The following is a 22886-nucleotide window of genomic DNA, read 5'->3' as shown; positions in this document are numbered from 1 at the left end:
CTGTGCCGCCACTCATGGTCCTGCCGCCCATGGAAGTCACGTCGGGAACCCGGGCGTGGTCGACTCGTCGGCGTGGCCCATGCAGCACCCCGTCTGGGCCTCGCTCATCTGGTCCGTGCTGATCATCGCGGTCTTCCGGACCCTGGCCGTCCGCAAGTACCGCAACGCGACGGCCTGACCCACATACGGCGATGCCCCCGGGACTACACCCGGGGGCATCGCCGTATGCCTGGTGTGCGCGTGGGCCTGGTGTCAGCCCTGGTACGGCTTGGCCTCGAGGATCTTCACCGAGGCGAACTTGCCGTTCGGCAGTTCGTACTGCGCGTCCTCGCCGACCTTCTTGCCGTTCACGCCGGTGCCCAGCGGGGACTGCGGCGAGTACGTCTCGATGTCCTCGCTGGCGTACTCACGCGAGGCCAGCAGGAACGTCAGCGTGTCGTCCTCGTCGCCGTCGAAGGCGATCGTCACGACCATGCCGGGCGCCACCACGCCCTCCGCGGCGGGCGCCTCGCCGACCTTCGCATTCTCCAGAAGCTGGGTCAGCTGGCGCACGCGGAGCTCCTGCTTGCCCTGCTCCTCCTTGGCCGCGTGGTACCCGCCGTTCTCCCGCAGGTCGCCCTCCTCGCGCGCAGCCGCGATCTTGGCGGCGATCTCGGCACGCGCAGGACCAGACAGGTACTCCAGCTCGGCCTTGAGCTGGTTGTACGCCTCCTGGGTCAGCCAGGTGACGTTCTCGCTGGTCTGGGTCACAGGTGCTCCTCGTCGGTACTGGGAATACAAAGCATCGCCCTACCCAGAAAGATGTTCCTTCACAGGTGGGCGAAACCACGAGCCTAACAATTCAGTGGCGGAACGGGGAGGACATAAGGCCTGAGATTTACGTCGCCGCAGGTCAGGCGACGGAGTGAGAAAACACCCGCGCTACTCTCCGGGCGCGTCCGCCCCGCCCCGCCCGGCCTCGCCGGTCAGGGCCCGTGTCAGTCGCCGTGGCAGCCCACCAGCTCGGCCGTGGTGCCACGGGACGTCGTACGCAGCGTGACGACCTTGTCCATCCGGCTGGAGTGCTGGTCGAAGCGGAAGTCGGCGCGGCCGACCTCGGCGCCGTCCTCGGCCTGCGAGCGCACGGTGCAGTAGCCCTTGGCGTCCTCGTCCTTGCGCACCTCGAGATGCACCTCGACCGCACGGTCCGAGACCACGTCGAACTTGATCACCTCGCCGCTGATCTTCGTCCCGGCGATGTAGTCGTACCCGGCCCAGCCGACGAACGCGAGCAGAGCCGCGCCCAGCACCGCACCGACGATTTTGAGCTTGCGGTCGGCGCGCTCGTCCGCGGACGCGGAGTGGCCGTAGCGGCCCTCCGGTGGCCGCGCGGCGGAGCCGCTGGTGCCGGCGTCCCGCACTGCGCTCATGATCGTCCTCTCGCAAGGGCCGGGGGCCGGATCCGGCCGGTTCGGGGCGGCCGGGGCGGGCCCTGGAATGAATCGCCCCCCGAGTCGGTCACTATAGAAGCCTGCCACCCGCCGGCCGACCGCCGCCCCACACCGCTGTCCGACGACCGTGGGCGGGGTCACACCACCGCCGAGACCACCGAGGGAACGAGTCTTGACTGAGCAGTTGCGACTGATGGCCGTTCACGCCCACCCCGACGACGAGTCGAGCAAGGGCGCGGCCACGATGGCCAAGTACGTGTCCGAGGGGGTGGACGTGCTGGTCGTGACCTGCACCGGCGGGGAGCGCGGCTCCATCCTCAACCCCAAGCTCCAGGGCGACACGTACATCCAGGAGCACATCCACGAGGTGCGCAAGAAGGAGATGGACGAGGCGCGCGAGATCCTCGGCGTCAAGCAGGAGTGGCTCGGCTTCGTCGACTCCGGTCTCCCCGAGGGCGACCCGCTGCCGCCGCTGCCCGACGGCTGCTTCGCCCTGGAGGACGTCGACAAAGCGGCCGGCGAGCTCGTCAAGCAGATCCGCTCCTTCCGTCCCCAGGTGATCACCACCTACGACGAGAACGGCGGGTACCCGCACCCCGACCACATCATGACCCACAAGATCACGATGGTGGCGTTCGAGGGCGCGGCGGACACCGAGAAGTACCCCGAGGGCGAGTACGGCCCGGCGTACCAGCCGCTGAAGCTCTACTACAACCAGGGCTTCAACCGTCCCCGCACCGAGGCGCTGCACAACGCGATGCTCGATCGGGGCCTGGAGTCCCCGTACGGCGAGTGGCTGCGGCGCTGGGACGAGTTCGAGCGGGTCGAGCGCACGCTGACCACGCACATCCCGTGCGCCGACTTCTTCGAGATCCGCGACAAGGCGCTGATCGCGCACGCCACGCAGATCGACCCCGACGGCGGCTGGTTCCGGGTCCCGATGGACCTCCAGAAGGAGGTCTGGCCCACCGAGGAGTACGAGCTGGCGAAGTCCCTCGTCGATACGTCCCTCCCCGAGGACGACCTCTTTGCGGGCATCCGAGACAATGCCTGACATGAGCGCAAGCGCAAGCCTGGCAATGACCCACCTCGTCCCTCTCGCCAAGGAGCTCGACGAGGACAAGGTGACCCCCGGCGTCCTCGGCTTCATCGTCTTCGCCGTGATGGCGCTGGCCGTCTGGGGCCTGATGAAGTCGATGAACCGCCACATGAGGAAGGTCGACTTCAAGGAGGAACCCGAGGAGGGCACCTCCGAGGCCTCCGACGGCGGCAGGACGGGCTCGGCCTCGGCGGCGAAGGGCTAGCGCTCCGCTGGTTGTGCCGATGTGCGGCTCCGCTGCGCGGGGCCGAGATGTGTCGTCGATTATCTGCGGCGCCGTCGTGGCTGGTCGCGCAGTTCCCCGCGCCCCTTCGGGGCGCGCGTCAGCGTGACGGCGTGATCCCGTGACGTACGGCGGGATCATGCCGTTTCCGGCGGCAGCAATCTCACCCCACCCCCACAGGCACCCCCATGACCTCCCGGGAGTGCCGCCTCGGCACCATGCCCAGGCGCCACGCCTGCCAGCCGGCGTCCAGGTCCACGCCGCGCTCAAGGAGCAGCTGGTACGCCTCCACGTAGTCGTCCAGCTTGCCGTCGCGGGCCGGGTGCGGGGTCCGCGCCAGTTGGGCCAGCTCCTCCTGGGCGACCGCCGTGCCGACCTCCGAGCCTCCGGGCGACGCGTACGGCAGCAGGGTGCAGCGCAGGAAGTGCGCCCAGTCCTCGCCACGGCGGTCGCCGTAGCCGGCGAACAGGGCCGCCGCACCGTCACAGAGAGCCAGGGCCGCCTGCGTACGGCCGTTCCCGGCATCGACCACGGCCAGCTCCAGGCACGTCCAGGCCTCGCCGTGGGCGACGCCGATGCGCTGGAAGTCGGCGCGCGCGTCGACCAGGAGCTGGCGGGCGAAGCCGGAGTTGCGCAGCGACCCCGTCTGCGCCGCCCGCTGGTCGCGGGTGACACGCGCCGAGTGGTGGCGGGCGCAGGCCAGCCCGTACACGTCGCGCATGCGCGAGAACATCGTGCGGGAGCGCTCCAGCTCACGCACCGCCTGGTCGAGGTCGCCGGTCTCCTCCAGAGCCTGGCCCAGGTAGTAGATCGACCACGCCTCGCCGCGCGCGTCCTCGTTGCCGTGGTGCCGCGCCGCCGCCTGCCGCAGCCCGTCCATCGCCGCCGACGGCTCCCCGTCGACCAGCCGGGCCCGCGCCAGCTGCGTCATCGCCCACGCCTCACCACGGCCGTCCCGCGTCCGCCCGAACAGGTCCAGCGCGGTCCGCAGCTCGCTCTCCGCGCTCGGTACGTCGCCCATGCGCAGGCACAGCTGCCCCCGCTGGAAGTGCGCCCACGCCTCGCCGTGCACCGACTCGCTCTCCCGGTGCAGGGCCAGGGCCGTCGACAGCTGCTCCAGCGCCTCGACGACCCGGCCGCGGTCGCGCTCCACCGCGGCCAGCGCGTGCAGCGTCCACGCCCGGTCGGCCGCCAGCGCGTCCGACGCCTGCAGATCCAGCGCCTCGCGCAGCTTCGCCGCCGCCTCCGTCAGATTCCCCTGGTGGTGCAGCGTGATCCCCAGCGAGCACAGCGCACGGGCCGCGCCCGCGTCGTGATGCGCCTCGAAGTAGAGATCCACGACCGACGCCAGGGTCGAGCGGGCCTTGTCGAGCTCGCCGAGCTGACGGGCCGCGATGCCCGTGCGCCACTGGACGCTGCGTACCAGCAAGCCCTGGTCCACGGCCTGCGTCAGCTCGCTGATCTCGCCCAGGCGGTACAGGTCGCCGCGCAGCAGGCAGTAGTCGCACAGCGCACCCAGCAGGTTCAGCACCGCCGCCTGGTCCACGCCCTCCGCGTTCCGCAGCGCCGCCGTGATGAAGCTCGACTCGTCGTCCAGCCAGCGCAGCGCGGCGTCCAGCGAGGTGAACCCGTGCGGGCCGACCGTGCTCGAGTGGAAGGAGGTGTCCGCCCTGGTCGACGTCTTGCCGTCAACCAGCCGGATCACCGAGTCCGCCAGCTCCGCGTAGTTGACGATCAGCCGCTCCTGCGCGGCCGTGCGCTCCGCGGGATCCTCCTCGTCGAGGAGACGGGCCTGCGCGAAGGCCCGTACGAGGTCGTGGAGCCGGTAGCGGTCGCCGCGGACGTGGTCGATGAGGCCCGCGCGGGACAGCGCGGTGAGCTGCCGCGTCGCCTCCGTCTCGTCCGTGCCGAGCAGCGCCGCCGCCGCGGCCGCGCCCAGCGACGCCCGCCCTGCCAGCGCCAGCCGCCGCAGCAGCCGCCGCGTCGTGTCCGGCAGATCCGTGTAGCGCAGCCACAGCGCGCGCTCCACCGGCTCAACCGGCCCGTACGCCCCCAGATCCACCGCCAGCTGACGCGCCGAACGCGGCCCCAGCGACGTACCGGCGACGCGCAGCGCGAGCGGCAGACCCCCGCACAGCTCGCGCACGCGGTCCGAGGACTCCGCGTCGTACGGCCCCGAGTCGTCCTGCGCCGACGCCCGCAGCAGCTCGTCCGAGCCCGCCGCCTCCAAGGGCTCCACGGCGAGCTGGTGCACCCACGCGGGCAGGTCGGCGGGCAGCTCCAGCGGCTTGCGGGCCGTGACCAGGACCAGGCTGTCGGAGCGCTCGGGCACCAGCGTGCGCACCTGCTCGGCGTCGCTCGCGTCGTCGAGGACCACGACGACCGGCAGCCCGGTCAGATGCTGGTGGTACAGCTCGGCCAGCCGCCGCACCTGCTGGTCCTGCGACGACCGCTCCCGGAACAGCAGCTGCTCGCGCGGCGCGCCCAGCCGGTTCAGCAGGTGCAGCAGCGCGTCGCGCGTGGACAGCGGAGGCGCCTCGGGGTTGTCACCGCGCAGGTCCACCAGGCACGCGCCCCGGAACTGGTCCTTCAGATCGAGCGCCGCACGCACCGCCAGCGACGAGCGGCCCGACCCGGGCGCACCGTGCAGCACCACCACCGTCGGCCGCGTCTCCGTGCTCGCCCGCGCCGCATGCACCCACTGCGCGATCCGCGCCATCTCCTGACGCCGGCCCGCGAACGCCCCCTGCGGCCCCGGCAGATGCCCGAACGACTGCTCAAGCACACGCCGGCGCCGCGCCTCCGCGCTCTTGTCGGTACGCCGCAACTGCGGCGCCGCCTTCTTCGTACCGCCCTGCGTACTGGCGATGATCACCCGCTGCTGATCCAGGAACGGCCGGATGCCCCGCACCTCCAGCGCCGTCAGCCACTGCAGCCGCAGCTGCTCCGGACCGCCGGGCTGGTTGCGGGCCCCGGCGCTGCGGCTCGCGGCCGGCACATGCGACGCGGTCACCTTCACCACCGTCATGGCCGCGCCCACCACACCGGTGACCGCACCGACGCCCATCGCCGTGCCGGTGCTCGTGCCGACCATCAGGTCCGCCAGGCACGCCGCGACGGCCGCGGAGCCCGCCACCAGAAAGGCGGTTCCGCCACCCTCCCGCGCGAACCGCTGCCCGAACGACAGCTGCCCCGCCTCGGCCTCGTCGAGCGCCGCCGTGTACGCGCCGTACTCCTCGGCCGCGTTCTGCGCCATGGCATCCAACGCCCCCCGGGCCCGCGACAGCAGCACACTCCCGTCGATCCGCCCGCCCGAGCGCCGCACCTCCTCCTCCACGGCCCGGGCCAACAGCCGCTCGGCTTCGGCCCGATGGCTGTCCCGCATCTCACGTCCCCCTCCGGTGGCTACGGCATCCGCGGACAAGTGTCCTGCGTATGAGGCGGGATTGGGAGGGGATCACGTGAAGGAGCGAGATGGACAAGGGACGTGTGACGGGAGACTTGGGCTACTCCACTCGTCCGTGAGCCAGCAGAGCCGCATGGGGCAGACTCAGCATGCCGTCAGGGCCGGCGAACTCGCCGCTCAGCAGGTCGTACTGCCGCTTGGCCTCGGCGATGACGTGCGGAGTCTGCGAGGTCAGAAGGTGCCCGATGCAGGCCACACCGGACGCGGGCCCGGCCCACCATTCCTCAGCGGTCGCCCTGTGCTCCCAGGTGAGCAGCTCACAGCGCACCTCCCGCAGGCCGCCGGCCCGGAGCAGACCGGTGAGGCCGTCCGTGGTGCGGGGAAAGTCCTCGTGGGAGTCGAGGGAGGGGAGGTGGTCGGGCCGGGTCACCCCTGCGGCCTGCATCGCGCGTCCGATCAGTGTCTGGCCCGCGCCAGGCGGTGCCGCCCAGATCGTCAGGGCGAGGCGCCCGCCCACACGGGTGACGCGCCGGAGCTCGGCCACGGTGGCACGAGGCCGTCCGACGTGGTTGAGGACGAAGTTGGCCACGACGGCGTCGAACTCCCCGTCGGCGAAGGGCAGATCGGGAAGCGCCGCCAGCCGCACGTCGGCCTCCGGTACGGACCGCTCGGCCAGCCGAACCATGCTCGGCTCGGCGTCCACCGCCGTCACCTTGGCACCCCGGGCACAGGCCGCCGCCGCAGCGGCCCCCGTGCCGGTCCCCACGTCCAGGACCCGCGCCCCATCGGCGACCGCCGCCGCATCCAGCAGCAACGGCACCGGGTGGGCACAGAGCCGGGCGAAGGTGTCGGCGTAGGCCTGCGCCCGGCCGGCCCAGATCGGCCGTTCGCTCTCGTCAAAGACCGTCACGGTCCCCACCCTTCAAGCCTTCACCGACCCCAACCGCACTCGTTGGACAAGTGTCCTGTGCTGGGGTGCGGTAATGGGACGGCATCGCCTGAAGCAGGCGTGTGCAGCGTGGCTTACGGCCAGCCTGGCGGTGGCGTCGAGCCGGCGCGTACGGTGCCCGCGTGATCGGGATACCAGAGGCATTCGCGCGGAGCACTGTCGAGCGTGAAGGAAAGCGTGGAGCGGCGTGGCTCGCCGAACTGCCCGGGATCGTGGACGAGCTGTCGGGGCGCTGGGGATGCGTGCTGGACGGTGAGGTCATGCATGGGGGTGTCGGGGTCATCGTCCCGGTGCGACGGCCGGCAGACGGGACCGCTGTGCTGAAGGTGTCGTTTCCGCATCCCGGCAACGTCCATGAGCCGGATGCCTTTGCGGCGTGGGGCGGGCGCGGAGCCGTTCTGCTGCACGAGCGCGATGACGTGCGTTTCGCGATGCTGCTCGAGCGGGCCGGGACGTCGACCCTGGCGGAGGTGGAAGACGGCGATGAGGTGGTGTCGGTCGCAGGGCGGATCAATCGCCTACTGGCCATCCCCGCGCCGCCTGGCCTGCCCCGACTGCGGGAGCAGGCCGACGCCTGGGAGGAAGAGCTACGCAAGGATGCCGAGGAACTGGCGCACGTGCTGTCGCGTTACGCGGTGGACGCCGCCGTGGCGACCGTCCGCGAACTGGGCCGCGCCCAGCCGGACGTCCTCATCCACGGGGACCTCCACGCCAGAAACATCCTTCGCGCCGACCGTGAGCCATGGCTGGCCGTCGACCCCAAGGGTTACGCAGGAGACCCCGCTTACGACGGCGGCACGCTGCTCAAGTCGCGCGCGCTGACGCTCCTCGAAGCGGACGACTTGCGCAAGGCTGTTCACCGCATCCTGGATGTCTTCGCCGAGGCCGCCGAAGTCGATCGCGGGCGCGTCCAGCGTTGGGCTCAGTTCCACGCCGTCCGGGCCGCGTTCTGGGGCCGTCGCCACGGATTCCGCATTGCCCGCAGCGGGTCACGGTTGGACTGGGTCATCGAGTTCGCAGACCGCCTGGCGGAGTTGCTCACGGAACGCTCGTAGAGCGCGAAACCTCGCCCCCCGGGCGCGGGCGTGCGGGCGTCCATCGCACCGGGCCGCAGAGCTCCGACACCGTGGCGAAGAACGGTGACCCGGCAGAGTGTCGCTCGTTTATCCGAGCATCGGATGAATTGCCGACGGGGGTTTCATGGGCCACCTTTCCACTGTTGCTGCGGCGGGACTCATTCCAGTCGCCTCCTATGCGCGTACGTCGGAGGACACTCGCAAACGCGACGCGCATGGAGTGCGCAATCAGTTGCGGCTGAACGAGCGGACTGCGTGTGCGTACGGCTGCACGGTGGTTGCGACGTACACCGACAACGCTCGCAGCGCCTCCAAGGACGGTGTGGAGAGACCGGGATTCGATCGTCTTGTCAGGGACTTGGCCCGCGGATCCACGATCAGCGGTGCACCGCTTCAAGGGGTGGTGTGTGTCGCCGACGACAGGTTGTATCGCCGGGCAGAGGACTTCGCCCGATACATCGCGGCGCTGACCAGCCGTCCTGGCCGCATCCACGTGGATCCGCGAGGCGTGCGAGATCCCTACTCGAAGGAGGGGCTGCTGCAAGCCGTGCGGTCGCTGGAGAGCGCGGTCGAGGAAACACAGGTCAGGAGTCAGCGCGTGCAGGACTGGCACTGGGCGCGCGCTGTCGATGGTCTGCCGCACAGCGGCCCGCGTCCCTTCGGATGGCTCGAGGACAGGATCGCCTTGCACCCTGTGGAGGCGCAGCTGGTCGCGCAGGCGATCAACGATCGCCTCGGAGGCATGGCGGTCCGGGCCATTGCGCGGGACTGGGATCACCGCGGTGTAACCGGCACGCGGGGTGGCAGGCCCAACGCCCAAACGGTCACACAGATCATGACCGCACCGAGGGTATGCGGCTACCGCGCCAACAGGGGGACACTCCTCCTCGACTCGGCGACCGGACAGCCTGTTCTCGGGCGGTGGGAACCCATAGTCACGCCGGACCACTGGCAGGCGGTATGCGCCACATTCTCGCCCGGCAGCCTCTACATGCATCGCGGCAGCGGCGCTCCGAGACTCACGAACAGAACCTTGGCTCCCCAGCATCTCGGCAGCGGCTTTCTACGGTGTGGAGCGGAGCGCTCCGACGGCACGGTCTGCCAAAGCAAGCTGGGTGCGCAGAGCGGCAGGAGTAAGAAGAGTCCTTACGTTTACTCCTGTGGTCGCTGCGGGCGGTGTGCGATCAGTGGGCCACTGGCCGGCGCAGCCATAGAGAGGCTGCTCTTTCCTGAAACTCAGGGGCGCGTGAGGCTTCCCGATTCCATGCGGAACCGCTGGCAGTCGGGGCACATGGAGCTCGAGGAGAAGCGAAAGATCATCGTATCGCTCTTCACCTGTTTCACCGTCCGGCCCGGCGCGAAAGGCAACCACACCTGGGATTACTCCCGGCTGGAGCCGGTCTGGCGTTGGGCGGACCGTGTGGCCGGGGTCGGACCGGCTCTGTGAGGCCGTGGGACGTCCGGGCGGGAGGTGTGTCGGGCAGGATGGAGGTATGCCGAATCGCCTGGTCCACGAGACGTCCCCGTACCTGCTCCAGCACGCAGACAATCCGGTCGACTGGTGGCCCTGGTCGGCCGAGGCGTTCGAGGAGGCGCGCAAGCGGAGTGTGCCTGTACTCCTGAGCGTCGGGTATTCGAGTTGCCATTGGTGCCATGTCCTTGAACGTGAAAGCTTCAGGGACGAAGCCGTCGCCTCGTACATGAACGAGCACTTCGTGAGCGTCAAGGTCGATCGTGAGGAGCGGCCCGACGTCGATGCCGTGTACATGGAGGCCGTGCAGGCGGCGACTGGGCAGGGTGGGTGGCCCATGACGGTGTTCCTCACGCCGGATGCCGAGCCCTTCTATTTCGGGACGTATTTCCCGCCCGCGCCGCGGCACGGCATGCCGTCGTTCCGGCAGGTGCTGCAGGGCGTGCAGCAGGCCTGGGCCGAGCGGCGCGACGAGGTCGCCGAGGTCGCGGGGAAGATCGTGCGGGATCTTGCGGGTCGGGAGCTGCCGTACGGGGGCACGGGGGTGCCCGGTGAGGAGGAGCTCGTGCAGGCGCTGCTCGGGCTGACGCGCGAGTACGACCCGACGTATGGCGGGTTCGGCGGCGCGCCGAAGTTCCCGCCGTCGATGGTGATCGAGTTCCTGCTGCGGCACCACGCCCGCACGGGTGCGGAGGGTGCCCTGCAGATGGCCGCCGACACCTGTGAGCGGATGGCGCGCGGCGGGATCTACGACCAGCTGGGCGGCGGCTTCGCGCGCTACTCGGTCGACCGTGCGTGGGTGACCCCGCACTTCGAGAAGATGCTCTATGACAATGCGCTGCTGTGCCGTGTGTACGCGCATCTGTGGCGGGCCACGGGGTCGGATCTCGCGCGGCGCGTGGCGCTGGAGACCGCGGACTTCATGGTGCGTGAGCTGCGGACGAGCGAGGGTGGGTTTGCGTCGGCGCTGGATGCCGACAGTGATGACGGCACAGGGCGGCATGTCGAGGGGGCGTACTACGCGTGGACGCCCGCGCAGCTGCGGGAGGTGCTGGGGAATGAGGACGCCGAGCTCGCGGCCGCTCACTTCGGGGTGACCGAGGAGGGGACCTTCGAGGAGGGTGCCTCGGTGCTCCAGCTTCCGCAGCGGGAGGGTGTGGTGGATGCCGCTCGGCTCGGCTCCGTGCGTGCGCGTCTGTTCGCCGCGCGGGAGCAGCGCCCCGCGCCCGGCCGCGACGACAAGGTGGTCGCCGCCTGGAACGGCCTCGCGATCGCCGCGCTCGCGGAGACCGGCGCGTACTTCGACCGGCCCGATCTCGTCGAGGCCGCGATCGGGGCGGCCGACCTGCTCGTACGCCTCCACATGGATGACCACGCGCGGCTCGCCCGTACGTCGAAGGACGGCCGGGTGGGGTCCAACGCGGGCGTCCTCGAGGACTACGCGGACGTCGCCGAGGGGTTCCTCGCTCTGGCGTCCGTGACCGGCGAGGGCGTGTGGCTGGAGTTCGCAGGGTTCCTGCTGGACCACGTGCTGGTGCAGTTCGCGGGCGAGAACGGAGAGCTGTACGACACGGCAGCGGACGCCGAGCGGCTGATCCGGCGTCCGCAGGACCCGACGGACAATGCGGCGCCGTCGGGGTGGACGGCTGCTGCCGGGGCGCTGCTGTCCTATGCGGCCCAGACGGGGTCCGAGCCGCATCGTGCGGCTGCCGAGCGGGCGTTGGGCGTGGTGAAGGTGCTGGGGCCGCGGGTGCCGCGGTTCATCGGGCATGGGCTCGCCGTGGCGGAGGCACTGCTCGACGGGCCGCGCGAGGTCGCCGTCGTCGGGCCGGTGGACGACCCGGCCACGGGCAAGCTGCATCGGGCCGCGCTTCTGGGTACGGCGCCGGGGGCGGTTGTCGCTGTTGGCGAGGCCGGCAACGACGAGATGCCGCTGCTTGGCGGGCGGCCGCTGGTCGATGGGAGGCCGGCCGCGTATGTGTGCCGGAACTTCACGTGTGATGCGCCGACGACGGATGTGGAGCGGCTTCGGGTGGCCGTGGGCGCGGTGGGCCCCTAGGGCCCCTGTCGTAGCGGCGTCTGCGGCCCGGTGGGTGGTTTGTGCCCACCCGTTCCGCCCTGCGGAACGCCTGCCCACAAACCACGAAGCCTGCCCACAAACCACGAAGCCTGCCCACAAACCACGGTGCCCGCCCACAAACCGCGCTCAGCCGAACTCGGCTACGGCGCTTCCCACGATGCGGTCCAGGCGGTCGTGGTGGGCGCCCCGCCAGTACACGCGGTCGCATTCCACGCACTGTGCGAACACGTCGTACGTCCGCTGGGTGCCGCCCTGGAGAAGGGTGGCGACCTCTTCCTTGCGGGCGTCGCGCAGGGTGCCGTTGCATGCGATGCACCGGGTCCACGGGCGCAGCTCCGGGGCGAAGCGGCCCAGCACGTCGCGCAGCTGGTCGTCGGGGCGGTCGCTGTAGACGTACGCGCCGGCCCACAGCTCGCGGCGGCGCAGCAGCCCCCGGTCGCGGCTGAGGAGCACGCGGCGCTCGGCCGCGGACTGGGTGGCGAGCGCGGCGTCCCCGGGGTCCGCGGAGTCGTACGCCGCGTCGACGCCGAGCAGCCGCAGCCGCCGGGCCAGCGTGCCCAGATGGACGTCGAGCAGGAAGCGGAGGGGCGCGCCCGGCACCTGCTGCGGGCGCTCGACGGCGCGCACCTCGACGGACTCCCCGGCCGTGGGGATGTGCGCGACGGTGACCTCGCGGCCGTCCACGACGAGGCCGCCCACCTCGGTCAGTGGCACACCGGCCGACTCGATGACATGCCCGAGCGTCGAGGCGCCGTCGGTGACGAGCCGCGTGGGGCGTCCGCGCCGCCCGGCCGGTACGAATGTGCCCAGCTCGGGGGCGAAGTCCACCTGGATCTCGGGTCCGTTCACGCGCTCAGAATGTCATGTGATCCGGGGCCATTGCCTGTCTTTCCCGGGTGGCCCGGCGGCCTGGTGGCCCAACCCCTGGCCCTCACCGCACAACGACCGCCCCTCAGCGCACCAGGCTGCCCTCGAGCGTGCTCAGCGCCCGGTCCAGGAGGTCGGGCAGATCGTCCTGGTGGTCGTGTTCGGCCCAGTAGAGGCTGGTCTCGAGCAGGGCGCCGACGATCGCCGTGGCGAGGACGCGTACCTCGAGGTCGCCGGTGTCGCGGCCGGTGCGCCGGGCGATGGCCCGGCGCAGCAGGCGGCCGGTGACCTGCATGCTCTCCGTCGTCCGGGACCGCACGGCGGGCACGTCCACCATCAGCCGCGTCCGCAGCCGGGACACGGCGGGCTCCTCCTCGAAGCCGAACCCGACGACCTTCCGCAGGACGTGGCGCAGGGAGTCGAACAGCGGCTCGTCCTCGGGCCGGGCCCTCATCTCCTGTTCGAGGACCGGGTCGTACTCGTCCGTGAGGACGATGTCCTCCTTGGTCGGGAAGTACCGGAAGACAGTGGACGGCGACACCTCGGCGGCGTCGGCTATCTGCTCGATCGTCGTCGCGTCGTATCCCTGCTCGCTGATCAGCCGGTAGGCCGCCTCGCGGATCGCCGCCCGGGTCTTGATCTTCTTCCGTTCACGGAGGCCCAGTTGCGGGCGTTCGGCGGGGGACGTGATGCGTGCGGCCGTCATGCGGCTTATTGTCGGCCACTCACTGTCAGTGGTCCATGTCACTCTCGGGTGGAGATTGCTTCACGTTCCGTACGGGCGTACGCGGCGCCGCCAGGGCGTACGGGCCGCGGTCGGGGCGTACGGGCGCGGTCAGGAGTGCTGGTACGCCACCAGGGAGATCCCGACGTAGTGCACGACGAACGCCGCGAGGGTGAAGGAGTGGAAGACCTCGTGGAAGCCGAACCACCGGGGTGACGGGTTGGGGCGCTGGATGCCGTAGATCACGCCGCCCGCGCTGTAGAGCAGACCGCCCACGACCACGCAGACGAGGACGGCGATCCCGCCCGTGCGCATGAAGTCGGGGAGGAAGAAGACGGCGGCCCAGCCCATCGCGAGATAGCAGGGGGTGTAGAGCCAGCGCGGGGCGCCGACCCAGAAGACGCGGAAGACGATGCCGGCTGCTGCCGCTGCCCAGATGCCCCAGAGCAGCCACTGCCCCTTGCCGCCGGGCAGGAGCAGCAGGGTCAGCGGTGTGTAGGTGCCCGCGATGATCAGGAAGATGTTCGCGTGGTCCAGTCTGCGCAGGATGCCGTCCGCGCGGGGGCCCCAGTTGCCGCGGTGGTACAGGGCGCTGACGCCGAACAGCAGGCACGCCGTGAGGACGTAGACGCCGCAGGCGATCCGGCCGCGGGTGGAGTCGGCGAGGGCGGTGAGGACCAGGCCCGCGACGAGCACGGCCGGGAACATTCCGGCGTGCAGCCAGCCGCGGAGGTGCGGCTTCATCGGGGCCAGGGCCGCCTGGAGCGGCGACTGAGAGGACTGGTGCGGGATCTGTGCCGGCCCCCCTTCAGGGGCCGCTGAACTCCCGGTGGCGTCGGCGGCAGGCGCAGTCATTGCCGCATCGTACCTACGGAGCCGTAAGTCACCTATGCCTCCCGGTGAACAAAAGGGCACAGAGTGGTGATGGTCACTCCGCTCAGGTGTGAGGCCGTCTGGACAGATGCGCGAATACGGCGGATGATCAGATGAGTGCGGTCGGCACCGGATGAGCGCGAAAGATCGAGCGAAGGATTCGCGAATGATCGAAGCGCACAGCATCCGGGTCGCAGCCCCCACGGGGCACCAAGTCAAAATTCCCTCTTTCTAGGAGCAACCGTGGCGCGCGACATCGCGGCTCCCAGCACCGTCCCCACCCGCCATCAGGAACTGGTCTCGTGGGTCAACGAGATCGCCGAACTGACTCAGCCGGACAGTGTGGTCTGGTGTGACGGATCCGAGGCCGAGTACGAGCGACTGTGCGAGGAGCTCGTCGCCAAGGGCACCTTCAAGAAGCTCGACCCGATCAAGCGCCCGAACTCGTACTACGCGGCTTCCGACCCGACCGATGTCGCCCGGGTCGAGGACCGCACCTTCATCTGCTCCGAGAAGGAGGAGGACGCGGGCCCGACGAACCACTGGAAAGCCCCGGCCGAGATGCGTGAGATATTCACCGGCCGGGACGGCCAGGGCGGTATCTTCCGCGGTTCGATGCGCGGCCGGACCATGTACGTGGTGCCGTTCTGCATGGGCCCGCTCGGTTCGTCGCTCTCCGCGATCGGCGTGGAGATCACGGACTCCGCGTACGTCGCCGTGTCCATGCGCACGATGACGCGCATGGGCCAGCCGGTCCTCGACGAGCTCGGCTCCGAGGGCTTCTTCGTGAAGGCCGTCCACACCCTGGGCGCGCCGCTGGAGCCGGGCCAGCAGGACGTTCCGTGGCCGTGCAACTCCACCAAGTACATCTCGCACTTCCCGGAGAGCCGCGAGATCTGGTCGTACGGCTCCGGCTACGGCGGCAACGCGCTGCTCGGCAAGAAGTGCTACGCCCTGCGCATCGCCTCCGTCATGGCGCGTGACGAGGGCTGGCTCGCCGAGCACATGCTGATCCTCAAGCTCACGCCGCCGCAGGGCGAGTCCAAGTACGTCGCGGCGGCCTTCCCGTCCGCGTGCGGCAAGACCAACCTGGCCATGCTGGAGCCGACGATCTCCGGCTGGACCGTGGAGACCATCGGCGACGACATCGCCTGGATGCGGTTCGGCGAGGACGGCCGGCTCTACGCGATCAACCCCGAGGCGGGCTTCTTCGGTGTCGCGCCCGGCACCGGCGAGCACACCAACGCCAACGCGATGAAGACGCTGTGGGGCAACTCGGTCTTCACGAACGTCGCGCTGACGGACGACAACGACATCTGGTGGGAGGGGATGACCGAGGAGACCCCGGCTCATCTCACCGACTGGAAGGGCAACGACTGGACGCCGGAGTCGGAGACCCCGGCCGCCCACCCGAACGCCCGCTTCACCGTCCCGGCCTCGCAGTGCCCGATCATCGCGCCCGAGTGGGAGGACCCGAAGGGCGTGCCGATCTCGGCGATCCTCTTCGGCGGCCGCCGCGCCTCCGCGGTCCCGCTGGTGACGGAGTCCTTCGACTGGAACCACGGCGTGTTCCTCGGCGCCAACGTCGCGTCCGAGAAGACCGCCGCCGCCGAGGGCAAGGTCGGCGAGCTGCGCCGCGACCCGTTCGCGATGCTGCCGTTCTGCGGCTACAACATGGGCGACTACATGGGGCACTGGGTCGACGTCGCCAAGGACAAGGACCAGTCGAAGCTCCCGAAGATCTACTACGTCAACTGGTTCCGCAAGAACGACGAAGGCAAGTTCGTCTGGCCGGGCTTCGGCGAGAACAGCCGCGTCCTGAAGTGGATCGTCGAGCGCCTCGAGGGCAAGGCCGAGGGCGTCGAGACGCCGATCGGCATCCTGCCGACGAAGGAGGCCCTGGACACCAAGGGCCTGGAACTGGCCGACGAGGACCTGGACTTCCTCCTCACGGTCGACAAGGAGGTCTGGCGCGAGGAGGCAGCCCTGGTCCCCGAGCACCTGAACACCTTCGGCGACCACACGCCCAAGGAGCTGTGGGACGAGTACCGGGCGCTGGTGGAGCGCCTGGGCTGAGCAGTCCCCTGAACTCCGCGGCCGGCCTGACCTTGCCCTGACCCGCGATGTCGCCACGGCCGGCCGCGGTGGGGTCCTCCTCCGACCGCACGAACGCTCGGAAGAGGCAACCCCGTACCGGCAGGGCCCCGCACAACGGCGTGCGGGGCCGTTGCTTTTGTTCACTCAAGTCCCCCTTGCGTACCGGATCTTCACGGCTGTTTCATACTCATCGCAGGCGCATCACTGATCCCAGTGGGCGCTGAACACAGCCTGTGGGGGGCACAGTTGAATACTGCACACCGTCCCAGACGTCTGGCGGCCACGCTGCTCGCCGCCACTCTCGCCGGGACCGGCCTGACTGTCGCCGCCGCACCCGCGGCGCACGCGGCGGCCTCGGACGCCGTGGTCAAGTTGCCGATCTCGTCGTACTCGGCGCTGGCCGTCGACAACGTCCACGAACGGGTCTTCGTCGCGGACAGCAGCACCAGCTACTCCGGTAACAGCGGCATCATCGCCGTCTACAACTTTCAGGGCGAACGCCTCACGACGATCACCACGACCTACCACGTCTCGGGTCTGGCGCTGAGCGCCGACGGGGCCAAGGTCTACGCCGGTCTGCGGGACCGGATCGAGTCGTACGACACCACCACCTTCCAGAAGACCCACGTCTCCTACGCGAGCACCGACACCTGCGGTCGTGATCTCGCCTACTCCGGCGGCCAGTTGTACTTCACGACGCCGTACTCGCAGTACGTCGGCCAGTGCGCCACCGCCAGTACCTACGTGGACGGGGTCGTCAACGGCGCCCTCACCCGCACCGGCTGGAACGACTCCGGCGAGCTCCAGCTGGAGGCCGGCCCCGGCAACAGGATGCTCATGGGCCAGCCGCTCAACGCGAACGCGGCCAACCCCTTCGTCACGGTCTTCGACACCAGCGGCGACAGCCTCGTACGCAATGCCGCCCGCCGCTTCGCCGACAGCGAGGGCAAGGGCGCCCTGGACTTCAAGGACATGGCGTTCTCCCCGGACGGCGCCAAGGTCGCCGTCGCCGACGCCGCCTACGGCACCCGGCTGCTGAACGCCGACGACCTGTCCGACGCGGCCACCGGCTACCAGGCGCTGCCGTCCGGAGCCACCGCCAGCTCGGTCGCCTTCAGCGGCGACGGCAAGTACATCGCGCGCGGCGCCTCGGCCACCGGCTCCACTCCCGACCTGCTGGTGCAGCCGGCCGACCCGACGGACGCGACGGCGCCGCTGGAGTTCGTCTTCGAGGGCAGCCTCGACGGTGACAAGGTCGTGCCGCGCGGCATGGAGTGGTCGGCGGACGGCTCTCGGCTGTTCGCGGTGACCACCAACACGGCCGGCAGCCAGTACTGGCTGCACATCATCCAGCCGCCGGCGGTCCAGTACGACGCCCGCTTCACCGGCGGCCTCACCCACAGCCCCGCCCAGGCCACCGCCGGCGAGCCGCTGGCCGTGCGGGGCAAGCTGGAGCAGGACGGCCCGGCGCCCGCCGAGCCCCTGAAGGTCAAGGCGACCCGCACCGACGCGAACGGCACCCATGACCTGGGCACCTTCACCGTCAAGGACGACGGCACCTTCACCGTCCTCGACGAGCCGGACCTCGTCGGCGACGCCACCTACACGGTGTCCTTCCTCGGCGACCTGACCCACCGCCCCGCCGAGGACGTCACCACCACGGTGTCCGTCGGCAAGGCGCCCACCTCGATCGCGCTCACCGCCCCCGAGGAGGCCTCGATGAGCACGGGCATCGAGATCACCGGCACCTTCACCGCGCAGGGCAAGGCGCTGCCGGACCGGGCGGTGCTCAAGGTCGAGCGGACCGACAGCCTCGGCACCGGCACCCTGTCGTCGGTGACCGTCGCCGCGGACGGCACCTTCACGATCAACGACATACCGCGCGCCCGGCGCGAGGTGACCTACACGGTCAGCTGGCCGGGCGACGACCTGCACAGCGGGTCCACCGCCTCGGCGACGGTGTACGTCAGGCGGTGACCCCGCCGGGTCAGTAAGTCCCGCCCCGCTCCTCCAGATACCGGGTATGGGACTCCTGGCGGCGGGCCTCCGTCTCTCGCAGCCCCGCCGCCAGCCGCTCGGCCTCCTTCTGGAGCAGCGTCAACTGCCGTTCCAGGTGGCGTTCCGGCGGTTCCTGGCCGGGTGTCAGCCGAGTCCACCACCGGGTGCGGACGAAGGTGTCGACGGCCTCCGGGATGTCCTGCCGCACGGCCCGCGAGAGCGCGTGCACGCCTTCGGGGTCCTGGGCCAGCACCTCGGCGACCCAGCCGGGCTCCAGCAGCGCCGCAAGGAGGTCGGTCAGTTCGGTGAGCCGTCCGGACGCGGCGGGCGGGAGTTCGACTCCGCGCAGGTACTCCAGCAGCGTGCCGAAGTCGCCGCGCACCTCGTCGAGCTGGGCGGACGGGTCCGGGAAGTCCGGCAGCGGCGGCCGCTCCGGCGGGGCGATGAGGGCGCCCGCGCCGTACAGCCCCGCGACGACGACGGGCCAGTACGGGCCCGCAACGCCCGTGAAGGTCAGCACCACACCCACCAGCCCGCAGGCGCTGCCGGTGAGGTTCTTGCGGGACTCGAGATAGCCGAGGAACTTACTGGTAGCCACGGATCTCCTCGAAGGCGCCGTCGAGCGAGCCCTGCTGGGCGTCGAACAGGCGGCCGCCGGTCAGCTCGGCGATGTGCTCCAGCTCGGCCCTGTCGGAGTCGCCGAAGAGGATGGGGAAGACGGGGATGTCCCGCTGGGCCCGGGTGAGCCCGTCGTAGAAGTCCTCGAAGTCGTCCGGGCCCGCACCCGCTGTGTTCTCGCCGTCTGTCATCAGGACGATCGACGTGAACGTGTCGCGGTCCGCGCCCAGACGCTCGTACGCCCTCTGCAGTGATGTGTAGATCGCGGTGTCGCCGTCGGCGCTGAGGCCCTGAGTGTCCTTGCGGATCGCGTCGAGCCCGCTCTGCGGGTCCTCGGGCTCGACGACATGGGTGCGGACGCTCTTGACCTCGGAGCCGAACGGCATGAGCGTCACCTCCTCGCGGTCCCGGAAGTCGCTGGTCAGATCGGTGAGCGCCTTCTTCAGCCCGTCGAGTCGGTCGCCCTCCATCGAGCCCGAGGTGTCCAGGACGTACACGGTCCGCGAGGGCCTGCGGAGCTTGTTCTCGTACGCGTCGAGGAGCCCGTCGGCGACCGACCGGTTGCCAGGGAAGGGCAGTTCGCGGCGGCGGCCGGTGTCGAGCCCTGCCGCGGGCGGCACGGAGGCGACGACCGGGCGGCGCAGGGTGCGCTGGGTGATCAACCGCTGGATCTCCGGAGTCCGCAGTGCGTCGGTGAGCCGGCGGACGTCGTCGCGGACGTCCTGGCTTGACGACGCGAGTGAGGAGAGCGGGTAGTCGGCGGTGACCACGCCGTCGCGCGGCCGGATCACGGTCAGGTCCTTACGGGCCTTCAGCACCGACTCGTAGTTGAGCAGCGCGCCGACGTCGCCGCGCCGGTCGTACGCCTGCGCCAGCCACCCCGACGAACCCGACGTCAGTTGCTGCCCCTTGAAGAACTCCTTCAGCTTCGGGGTCGCCTTCGCCACGTCCGCGTCCGTGAGCGCCGACTGGGCGCCGGACAGCGCCGAGGCCACCGAGACCAGCGTCGAGAAACCGGAGTTGGAGCGGGACGGGTCGGTCATGCCGTACGTCAGTTTCCCGTCCGCCACCGCCTCGTCGATGTCGGACCAGGTGACGTCCTCCGGCTTCCAGCCCAGCTCCCGTACGGTCTCGGGCTTCACGCCGATCGCGACCGGGCTGGACATGACCGGCGTCTCGGAGACGACCTGCTCGGCGGCCTCCGGGCGAAGCCGCAGGTAGTCGTTCGAGGCGAGCCAGACCGCGTCGTAGGAGCCCTTCGCACGGTCCTTCGCGAGCAGGTCGATCGCGTCGAGGGTGCCCATGTAGGTGGGCCGGAGCTCGATGCCGGTGTCCTTGGTGACCTGCTCCCACACCGGCTTCATGTCGGCGAGTTCGCTGGAGGCGAGGATGCGGAGGGTGCCGGGGATGGGCTCGTTGTTCTCGGCGGGGGTCTGCTCCTCGGCCGTGCAGGCGGTCAGGAGAGCGGCAGTTGCCGTAAGAGCGACCGCGAACGCCGTACGCCGTCTCATCCGAGCCCTCCTTCCAGCGCGCCCTGCGAGCGGCTGCGCTCCAGGTACGCGGTGGCGTGCTGGAGTTCGGAGGTGAGGGACTCGACGGTGGCCGCCATGGTCTCGGTGGCCTGGACCTTGTAGGTGTCGATCGCGTCCAGGGTGCGGTAGATCTGCTGAAACGCGGCTCGCAGGGTCTCCGCGCCCACGGCCGGGTCGGCGGCGATGCGCTGGATCTCGCCGCTCTGCGTGGCGAGCATCTCCGCGTTGCCGCGGATGAGGTCCTCGGTCGTGCCGCGCAGGGCGTTGACCTGGTCGACGACCTTGCGCTGGTTGTCGAGCGCGGAGGCGAGCATCACGGAGATGCGCAGCGCGGAGACCGTGGTGGTGGCGGCCCGGTCCACGCCCTTGATGAGTTCCTCGTTGTTGCGGCGTACGACGTCCATGGCCAGGTAGCCCTGTGCGCACACCGCGAGCTGCGTCAGCAGGTCCTGGTGCTTCTGCCGGACGGGGAAGAGCACGTCCGCGCGCAGGGTGTCGGCCCCTGCCGGGTCGGTCGCCTCGACGCCGGCGATGTGCTGCTCGACCGCCGTGTCCAGGGCCTCGGTGAGGACGACGTACTCCTGGAGCTTGCCCATGGTCTCCCACAGGCGGACGCGCTCGGTCTGCAGGGCGGCGTTGTCGCGGCGCAGTTCGTCCTGGCCGCCCCGCAGCGACCCCACGATCTTGTTCAACGTGCCCTGCGCGGAGGCGTACTTGGCGACGTGGTCGCGCAGCTTGTTGCCGCCGGGCAGCCGGGACAGGAACTTGCGGCCCTTGCTCGCGGGCAGGTCGCGCGGATCCAGGTCCTCCACGACCCGCCGGAGTTCGACGAGTGAGCCCGCGACCTGCGACTGGGCGTCCCCGCCCTTGGACGGGAGGCTGCGGACGGTGCGCTCCAGCATGCGGTTGGACTGCGCTGCCGCGGTCCGCATCTCGCCCGCGCCGAGGGCCGTGATCTCGCCGACCTTGCCCGCGAACTCGGGGGAGCGGGCATCGAGCGCCGCCAGCCCCTGGACGTACGCGGCGGCCTTCTGCGCCATGTCCGCCCGCACGGAGTCCTCGACGGGCACCAGCCCGCCGGCCTTCTCACGCGGCACGGGCGCGACGGCCTCGGGCGGCGTGAGCGTGAACGTGCTGCTGTCTTCGGTGGTCATGCAGGGTCCCCCGTCTGTCCGCGCGCCCGGCGCGCCATGTCGTGCAGCACCTCGGACGCGGGCACGGGCGCCTGCCGCACGGTGAGCTTCTGCATCAGATACGTGGTGTGGTCGGCGGTCGCCGCCGTGAACTCCGCGGTCGCGCCCTGCGGCCGGAAGCCGTGTCGTACCGCGAGCTTTCGCAACTGCGGGTCGGTGCTGAGCAGTTCCCCGAGTGCCCGGCCCTCTTCGGTGAGCGGGACGATCGTGTGGTCGCTGTTGACCGTGGTGTCCGGGTACAGGACGGTCAGGTCGTCGACGCTCTGGTCCTGGGCTAGCAGCGAGGCGACCTGCGACTCGTACACGAGGACCAGCGGGTTGCCGACGCCGCTGATGAAGTCGCGGAACGCCGCGTCCGTGCTGGACTGCTGGGCGCCCTGGACGCTGACGAGCTTGCGCAGCAGGGGCGCGGTGCGGTCGACGTCGGCGTCGCCCGTCACCACCTTGCCGCCGTTGGCCACGTAGGAGGCCGCGGCCAAGTACAGGGCACCGGAGTTGGAGGTCTCCGGGTCGGTGGTGGCGATGTAGAGGGTGCCGGTCAGTTCGCCGTACTGCTCGGCTCCCTTGAGCTGCTGCCAGGTGCGGTCGCGGCGGGCGGCGTCGAGGTACGCGGCCATCTTGAGGGTGCCGCGGTTCTTCTCGCCGAGGGTGGCGAGCCCGTTCGCGGCCAGCACCTCGGCGGCGCCCCGGTGCGCCACGACGACGAGGGGCGAGTAGAAGGGCCGCGGCAGGGGCTTTTGCGCCGTGTACTTGTCGGCGAGCTCGTCGGCGGGTGCCTGGCTGGACGGGAAGGCGAAGTCGTAGCCCTTCAGGTCCAGGCCCTCCATGGCCCAGGACCCGGAGGCCTCCGTCTTGACGGTGTAGCCCTGTGCGGCAAGGGCCTTCACCACGTCGGGATCGGCAAAGAACTCCGCCTTCTCCGACCCGATCACTCCGCGCACGGTCTTCGTTGCCGTGCCCTGGTCCTCTGTGTGCCGGCCCGCGACGACGGCTGCCACAACTCCGCCGATCAGCAGCACCGCGAGGACGATTCCTGCGATACGTCTCACGCTGGGGAGCGTGCTCCCGGAACCCGACGTTCCAGGGCGATCCGGGTGAACCCGAAGTGACCAACCGATCCCGGTATGCAACCGGAGCGGGCTGCTCCGTGACCGGGGAGCAGGCTCCTCCGCCGTGCTCTGCCAACTGGTGGCGCCCGGTCCGCGCCACGCCGTGGTGCGCGCGGACCGGGGCCGTCATGGAGACCCGCG

General features: G+C 70.5%; 18 protein-coding genes and 1 pseudogene. 8 read left to right on the top strand and 11 right to left on the bottom strand.

Features of this window, described 5'->3' with window-relative positions:
• Positions 1-43: 43 nt before the first annotated feature.
• A pseudogene (locus STSP_RS40160) lies at positions 44-178 on the top strand (ABC transporter permease); the annotation flags it as partial.
• Between the two features lie 74 nt (positions 179-252).
• Here the strand turns inward: STSP_RS40160 and greA are convergent.
• Together greA and STSP_RS13865 are read right to left on the bottom strand one after the other, a co-directional pair.
• Positions 253-750 (bottom strand): transcription elongation factor GreA, encoded by a 498-nt coding sequence (gene greA / locus STSP_RS13870; protein WP_067276806.1) that lies wholly within the window; start codon positions 748-750, stop codon positions 253-255.
• 227 nt (positions 751-977) lie between these two features.
• Positions 978-1409 (bottom strand): DUF4307 domain-containing protein, encoded by a 432-nt coding sequence (locus tag STSP_RS13865; protein ID WP_067276803.1) that lies wholly within the window; start codon positions 1407-1409, stop codon positions 978-980.
• Positions 1410-1623: 214 nt separating this feature from the next.
• Here STSP_RS13865 and mca point away from each other — a divergent pair, with 214 nt between their 5' ends.
• Both mca and STSP_RS13855 read left to right on the top strand, forming a co-directional pair.
• A complete protein-coding gene (mca, locus tag STSP_RS13860; protein ID WP_067276801.1) occupies positions 1624-2484 on the top strand; it encodes a mycothiol conjugate amidase Mca in 861 nt (286 codons plus the stop codon).
• Positions 2477-2734, top strand: a complete 258-nt coding sequence (locus tag STSP_RS13855; RefSeq protein ID WP_078067155.1) for a hypothetical protein — start codon at positions 2477-2479, stop codon at positions 2732-2734. The genes mca and STSP_RS13855 overlap by 8 nt, the downstream gene beginning before the upstream one ends.
• A gap of 181 nt (positions 2735-2915) precedes the next feature.
• On the opposite strand, the gene STSP_RS13850 is transcribed toward STSP_RS13855, so the two are convergent.
• Together STSP_RS13850 and STSP_RS13845 are read right to left on the bottom strand one after the other, a co-directional pair.
• Positions 2916-6137, bottom strand: a complete 3222-nt coding sequence (locus STSP_RS13850) for a tetratricopeptide repeat protein (protein ID WP_067276796.1) — start codon at positions 6135-6137, stop codon at positions 2916-2918.
• A gap of 121 nt (positions 6138-6258) precedes the next feature.
• Entirely contained in the window at positions 6259-7068 is an 810-nt protein-coding gene (locus STSP_RS13845; RefSeq protein WP_067276937.1) for a class I SAM-dependent methyltransferase, read from the bottom strand.
• Between the two features lie 161 nt (positions 7069-7229).
• Between STSP_RS13845 and STSP_RS13840 the strand changes: the two genes are divergently transcribed.
• The 3 genes from STSP_RS13840 (at position 7230) to STSP_RS13830 (ending at position 11713) form a co-directional block, all read left to right on the top strand.
• The gene (locus tag STSP_RS13840) at positions 7230-8162 is read left to right on the top strand and encodes an aminoglycoside phosphotransferase family protein (RefSeq protein WP_067276794.1); all 933 of its coding nucleotides are present in this window, start codon (positions 7230-7232) and stop codon (positions 8160-8162) included.
• Positions 8163-8307: 145 nt separating this feature from the next.
• Positions 8308-9630, top strand: coding sequence for a recombinase family protein (locus tag STSP_RS13835; RefSeq protein ID WP_078067154.1), 1323 nt, complete (start codon positions 8308-8310; stop codon positions 9628-9630).
• A gap of 46 nt (positions 9631-9676) precedes the next feature.
• Positions 9677-11713 carry a thioredoxin domain-containing protein gene (locus tag STSP_RS13830; protein WP_067276789.1) on the top strand — a complete coding sequence of 679 codons (2037 nt, stop codon included), beginning with the start codon at positions 9677-9679 and terminating at the stop codon, positions 11711-11713.
• A gap of 147 nt (positions 11714-11860) precedes the next feature.
• On the opposite strand, the gene STSP_RS13825 is transcribed toward STSP_RS13830, so the two are convergent.
• The 3 genes from STSP_RS13825 to trhA form a co-directional block, all read right to left on the bottom strand.
• The gene (locus STSP_RS13825) at positions 11861-12583 is read right to left on the bottom strand and encodes a Mut7-C RNAse domain-containing protein (protein WP_067276787.1); all 723 of its coding nucleotides are present in this window, start codon (positions 12581-12583) and stop codon (positions 11861-11863) included.
• A gap of 103 nt (positions 12584-12686) precedes the next feature.
• Positions 12687-13307: a TetR/AcrR family transcriptional regulator gene (locus STSP_RS13820; RefSeq protein WP_198547333.1), complete on the bottom strand. Its 621-nt coding sequence runs from the start codon at positions 13305-13307 to the stop codon at positions 12687-12689.
• A 129-nt stretch (positions 13308-13436) separates the two neighbouring features.
• Positions 13437-14180: a PAQR family membrane homeostasis protein TrhA gene (trhA, locus tag STSP_RS13815; protein ID WP_078067153.1), complete on the bottom strand. Its 744-nt coding sequence runs from the start codon at positions 14178-14180 to the stop codon at positions 13437-13439.
• Positions 14181-14441: 261 nt separating this feature from the next.
• On the opposite strand from trhA, the gene STSP_RS13810 reads away from it, so the two are divergent.
• Both STSP_RS13810 and STSP_RS13805 read left to right on the top strand, forming a co-directional pair.
• Positions 14442-16274 (top strand): phosphoenolpyruvate carboxykinase (GTP), encoded by a 1833-nt coding sequence (locus STSP_RS13810; protein ID WP_067276782.1) that lies wholly within the window; start codon positions 14442-14444, stop codon positions 16272-16274.
• 267 nt (positions 16275-16541) lie between these two features.
• Positions 16542-18272, top strand: a complete 1731-nt coding sequence (locus tag STSP_RS13805; RefSeq protein WP_078067152.1) for a WD40 repeat domain-containing protein — start codon at positions 16542-16544, stop codon at positions 18270-18272.
• A gap of 10 nt (positions 18273-18282) precedes the next feature.
• Here the strand turns inward: STSP_RS13805 and STSP_RS13800 are convergent, their stop codons facing one another.
• The 4 genes from STSP_RS13800 to STSP_RS13785 are packed head-to-tail and all read right to left on the bottom strand — an operon-like array spanning position 18283 to position 22685.
• The gene (locus tag STSP_RS13800; RefSeq protein WP_067276779.1) at positions 18283-18891 is read right to left on the bottom strand and encodes a hypothetical protein; all 609 of its coding nucleotides are present in this window, start codon (positions 18889-18891) and stop codon (positions 18283-18285) included.
• A complete protein-coding gene (locus STSP_RS13795) occupies positions 18878-20422 on the bottom strand; it encodes a VWA domain-containing protein (protein WP_067276776.1) in 1545 nt (514 codons plus the stop codon). Before STSP_RS13795 ends, STSP_RS13800 begins: the two co-directional genes overlap by 14 nt.
• On the bottom strand, positions 20419-21597 hold the full coding sequence (locus tag STSP_RS13790) for a toxic anion resistance protein (protein ID WP_067276774.1): 1179 nt from the start codon (positions 21595-21597) through the stop codon (positions 20419-20421). The genes STSP_RS13795 and STSP_RS13790 overlap by 4 nt, the downstream gene beginning before the upstream one ends.
• Positions 21594-22685, bottom strand: coding sequence for a substrate-binding domain-containing protein (locus tag STSP_RS13785; RefSeq protein WP_067276772.1), 1092 nt, complete (start codon positions 22683-22685; stop codon positions 21594-21596). The genes STSP_RS13790 and STSP_RS13785 overlap by 4 nt, the downstream gene beginning before the upstream one ends.
• Positions 22686-22886: the final 201 nt, after the last annotated feature.

It is taken from the genome of Streptomyces jeddahensis (assembly GCF_001642995.1).
In the GTDB taxonomy this organism is placed as follows: domain Bacteria; phylum Actinomycetota; class Actinomycetes; order Streptomycetales; family Streptomycetaceae; genus Streptomyces; species Streptomyces jeddahensis.
The sequence above is the reverse complement of the archived record's forward strand: the minus strand, read 5'-3'. Positions and strand labels throughout refer to the sequence as shown.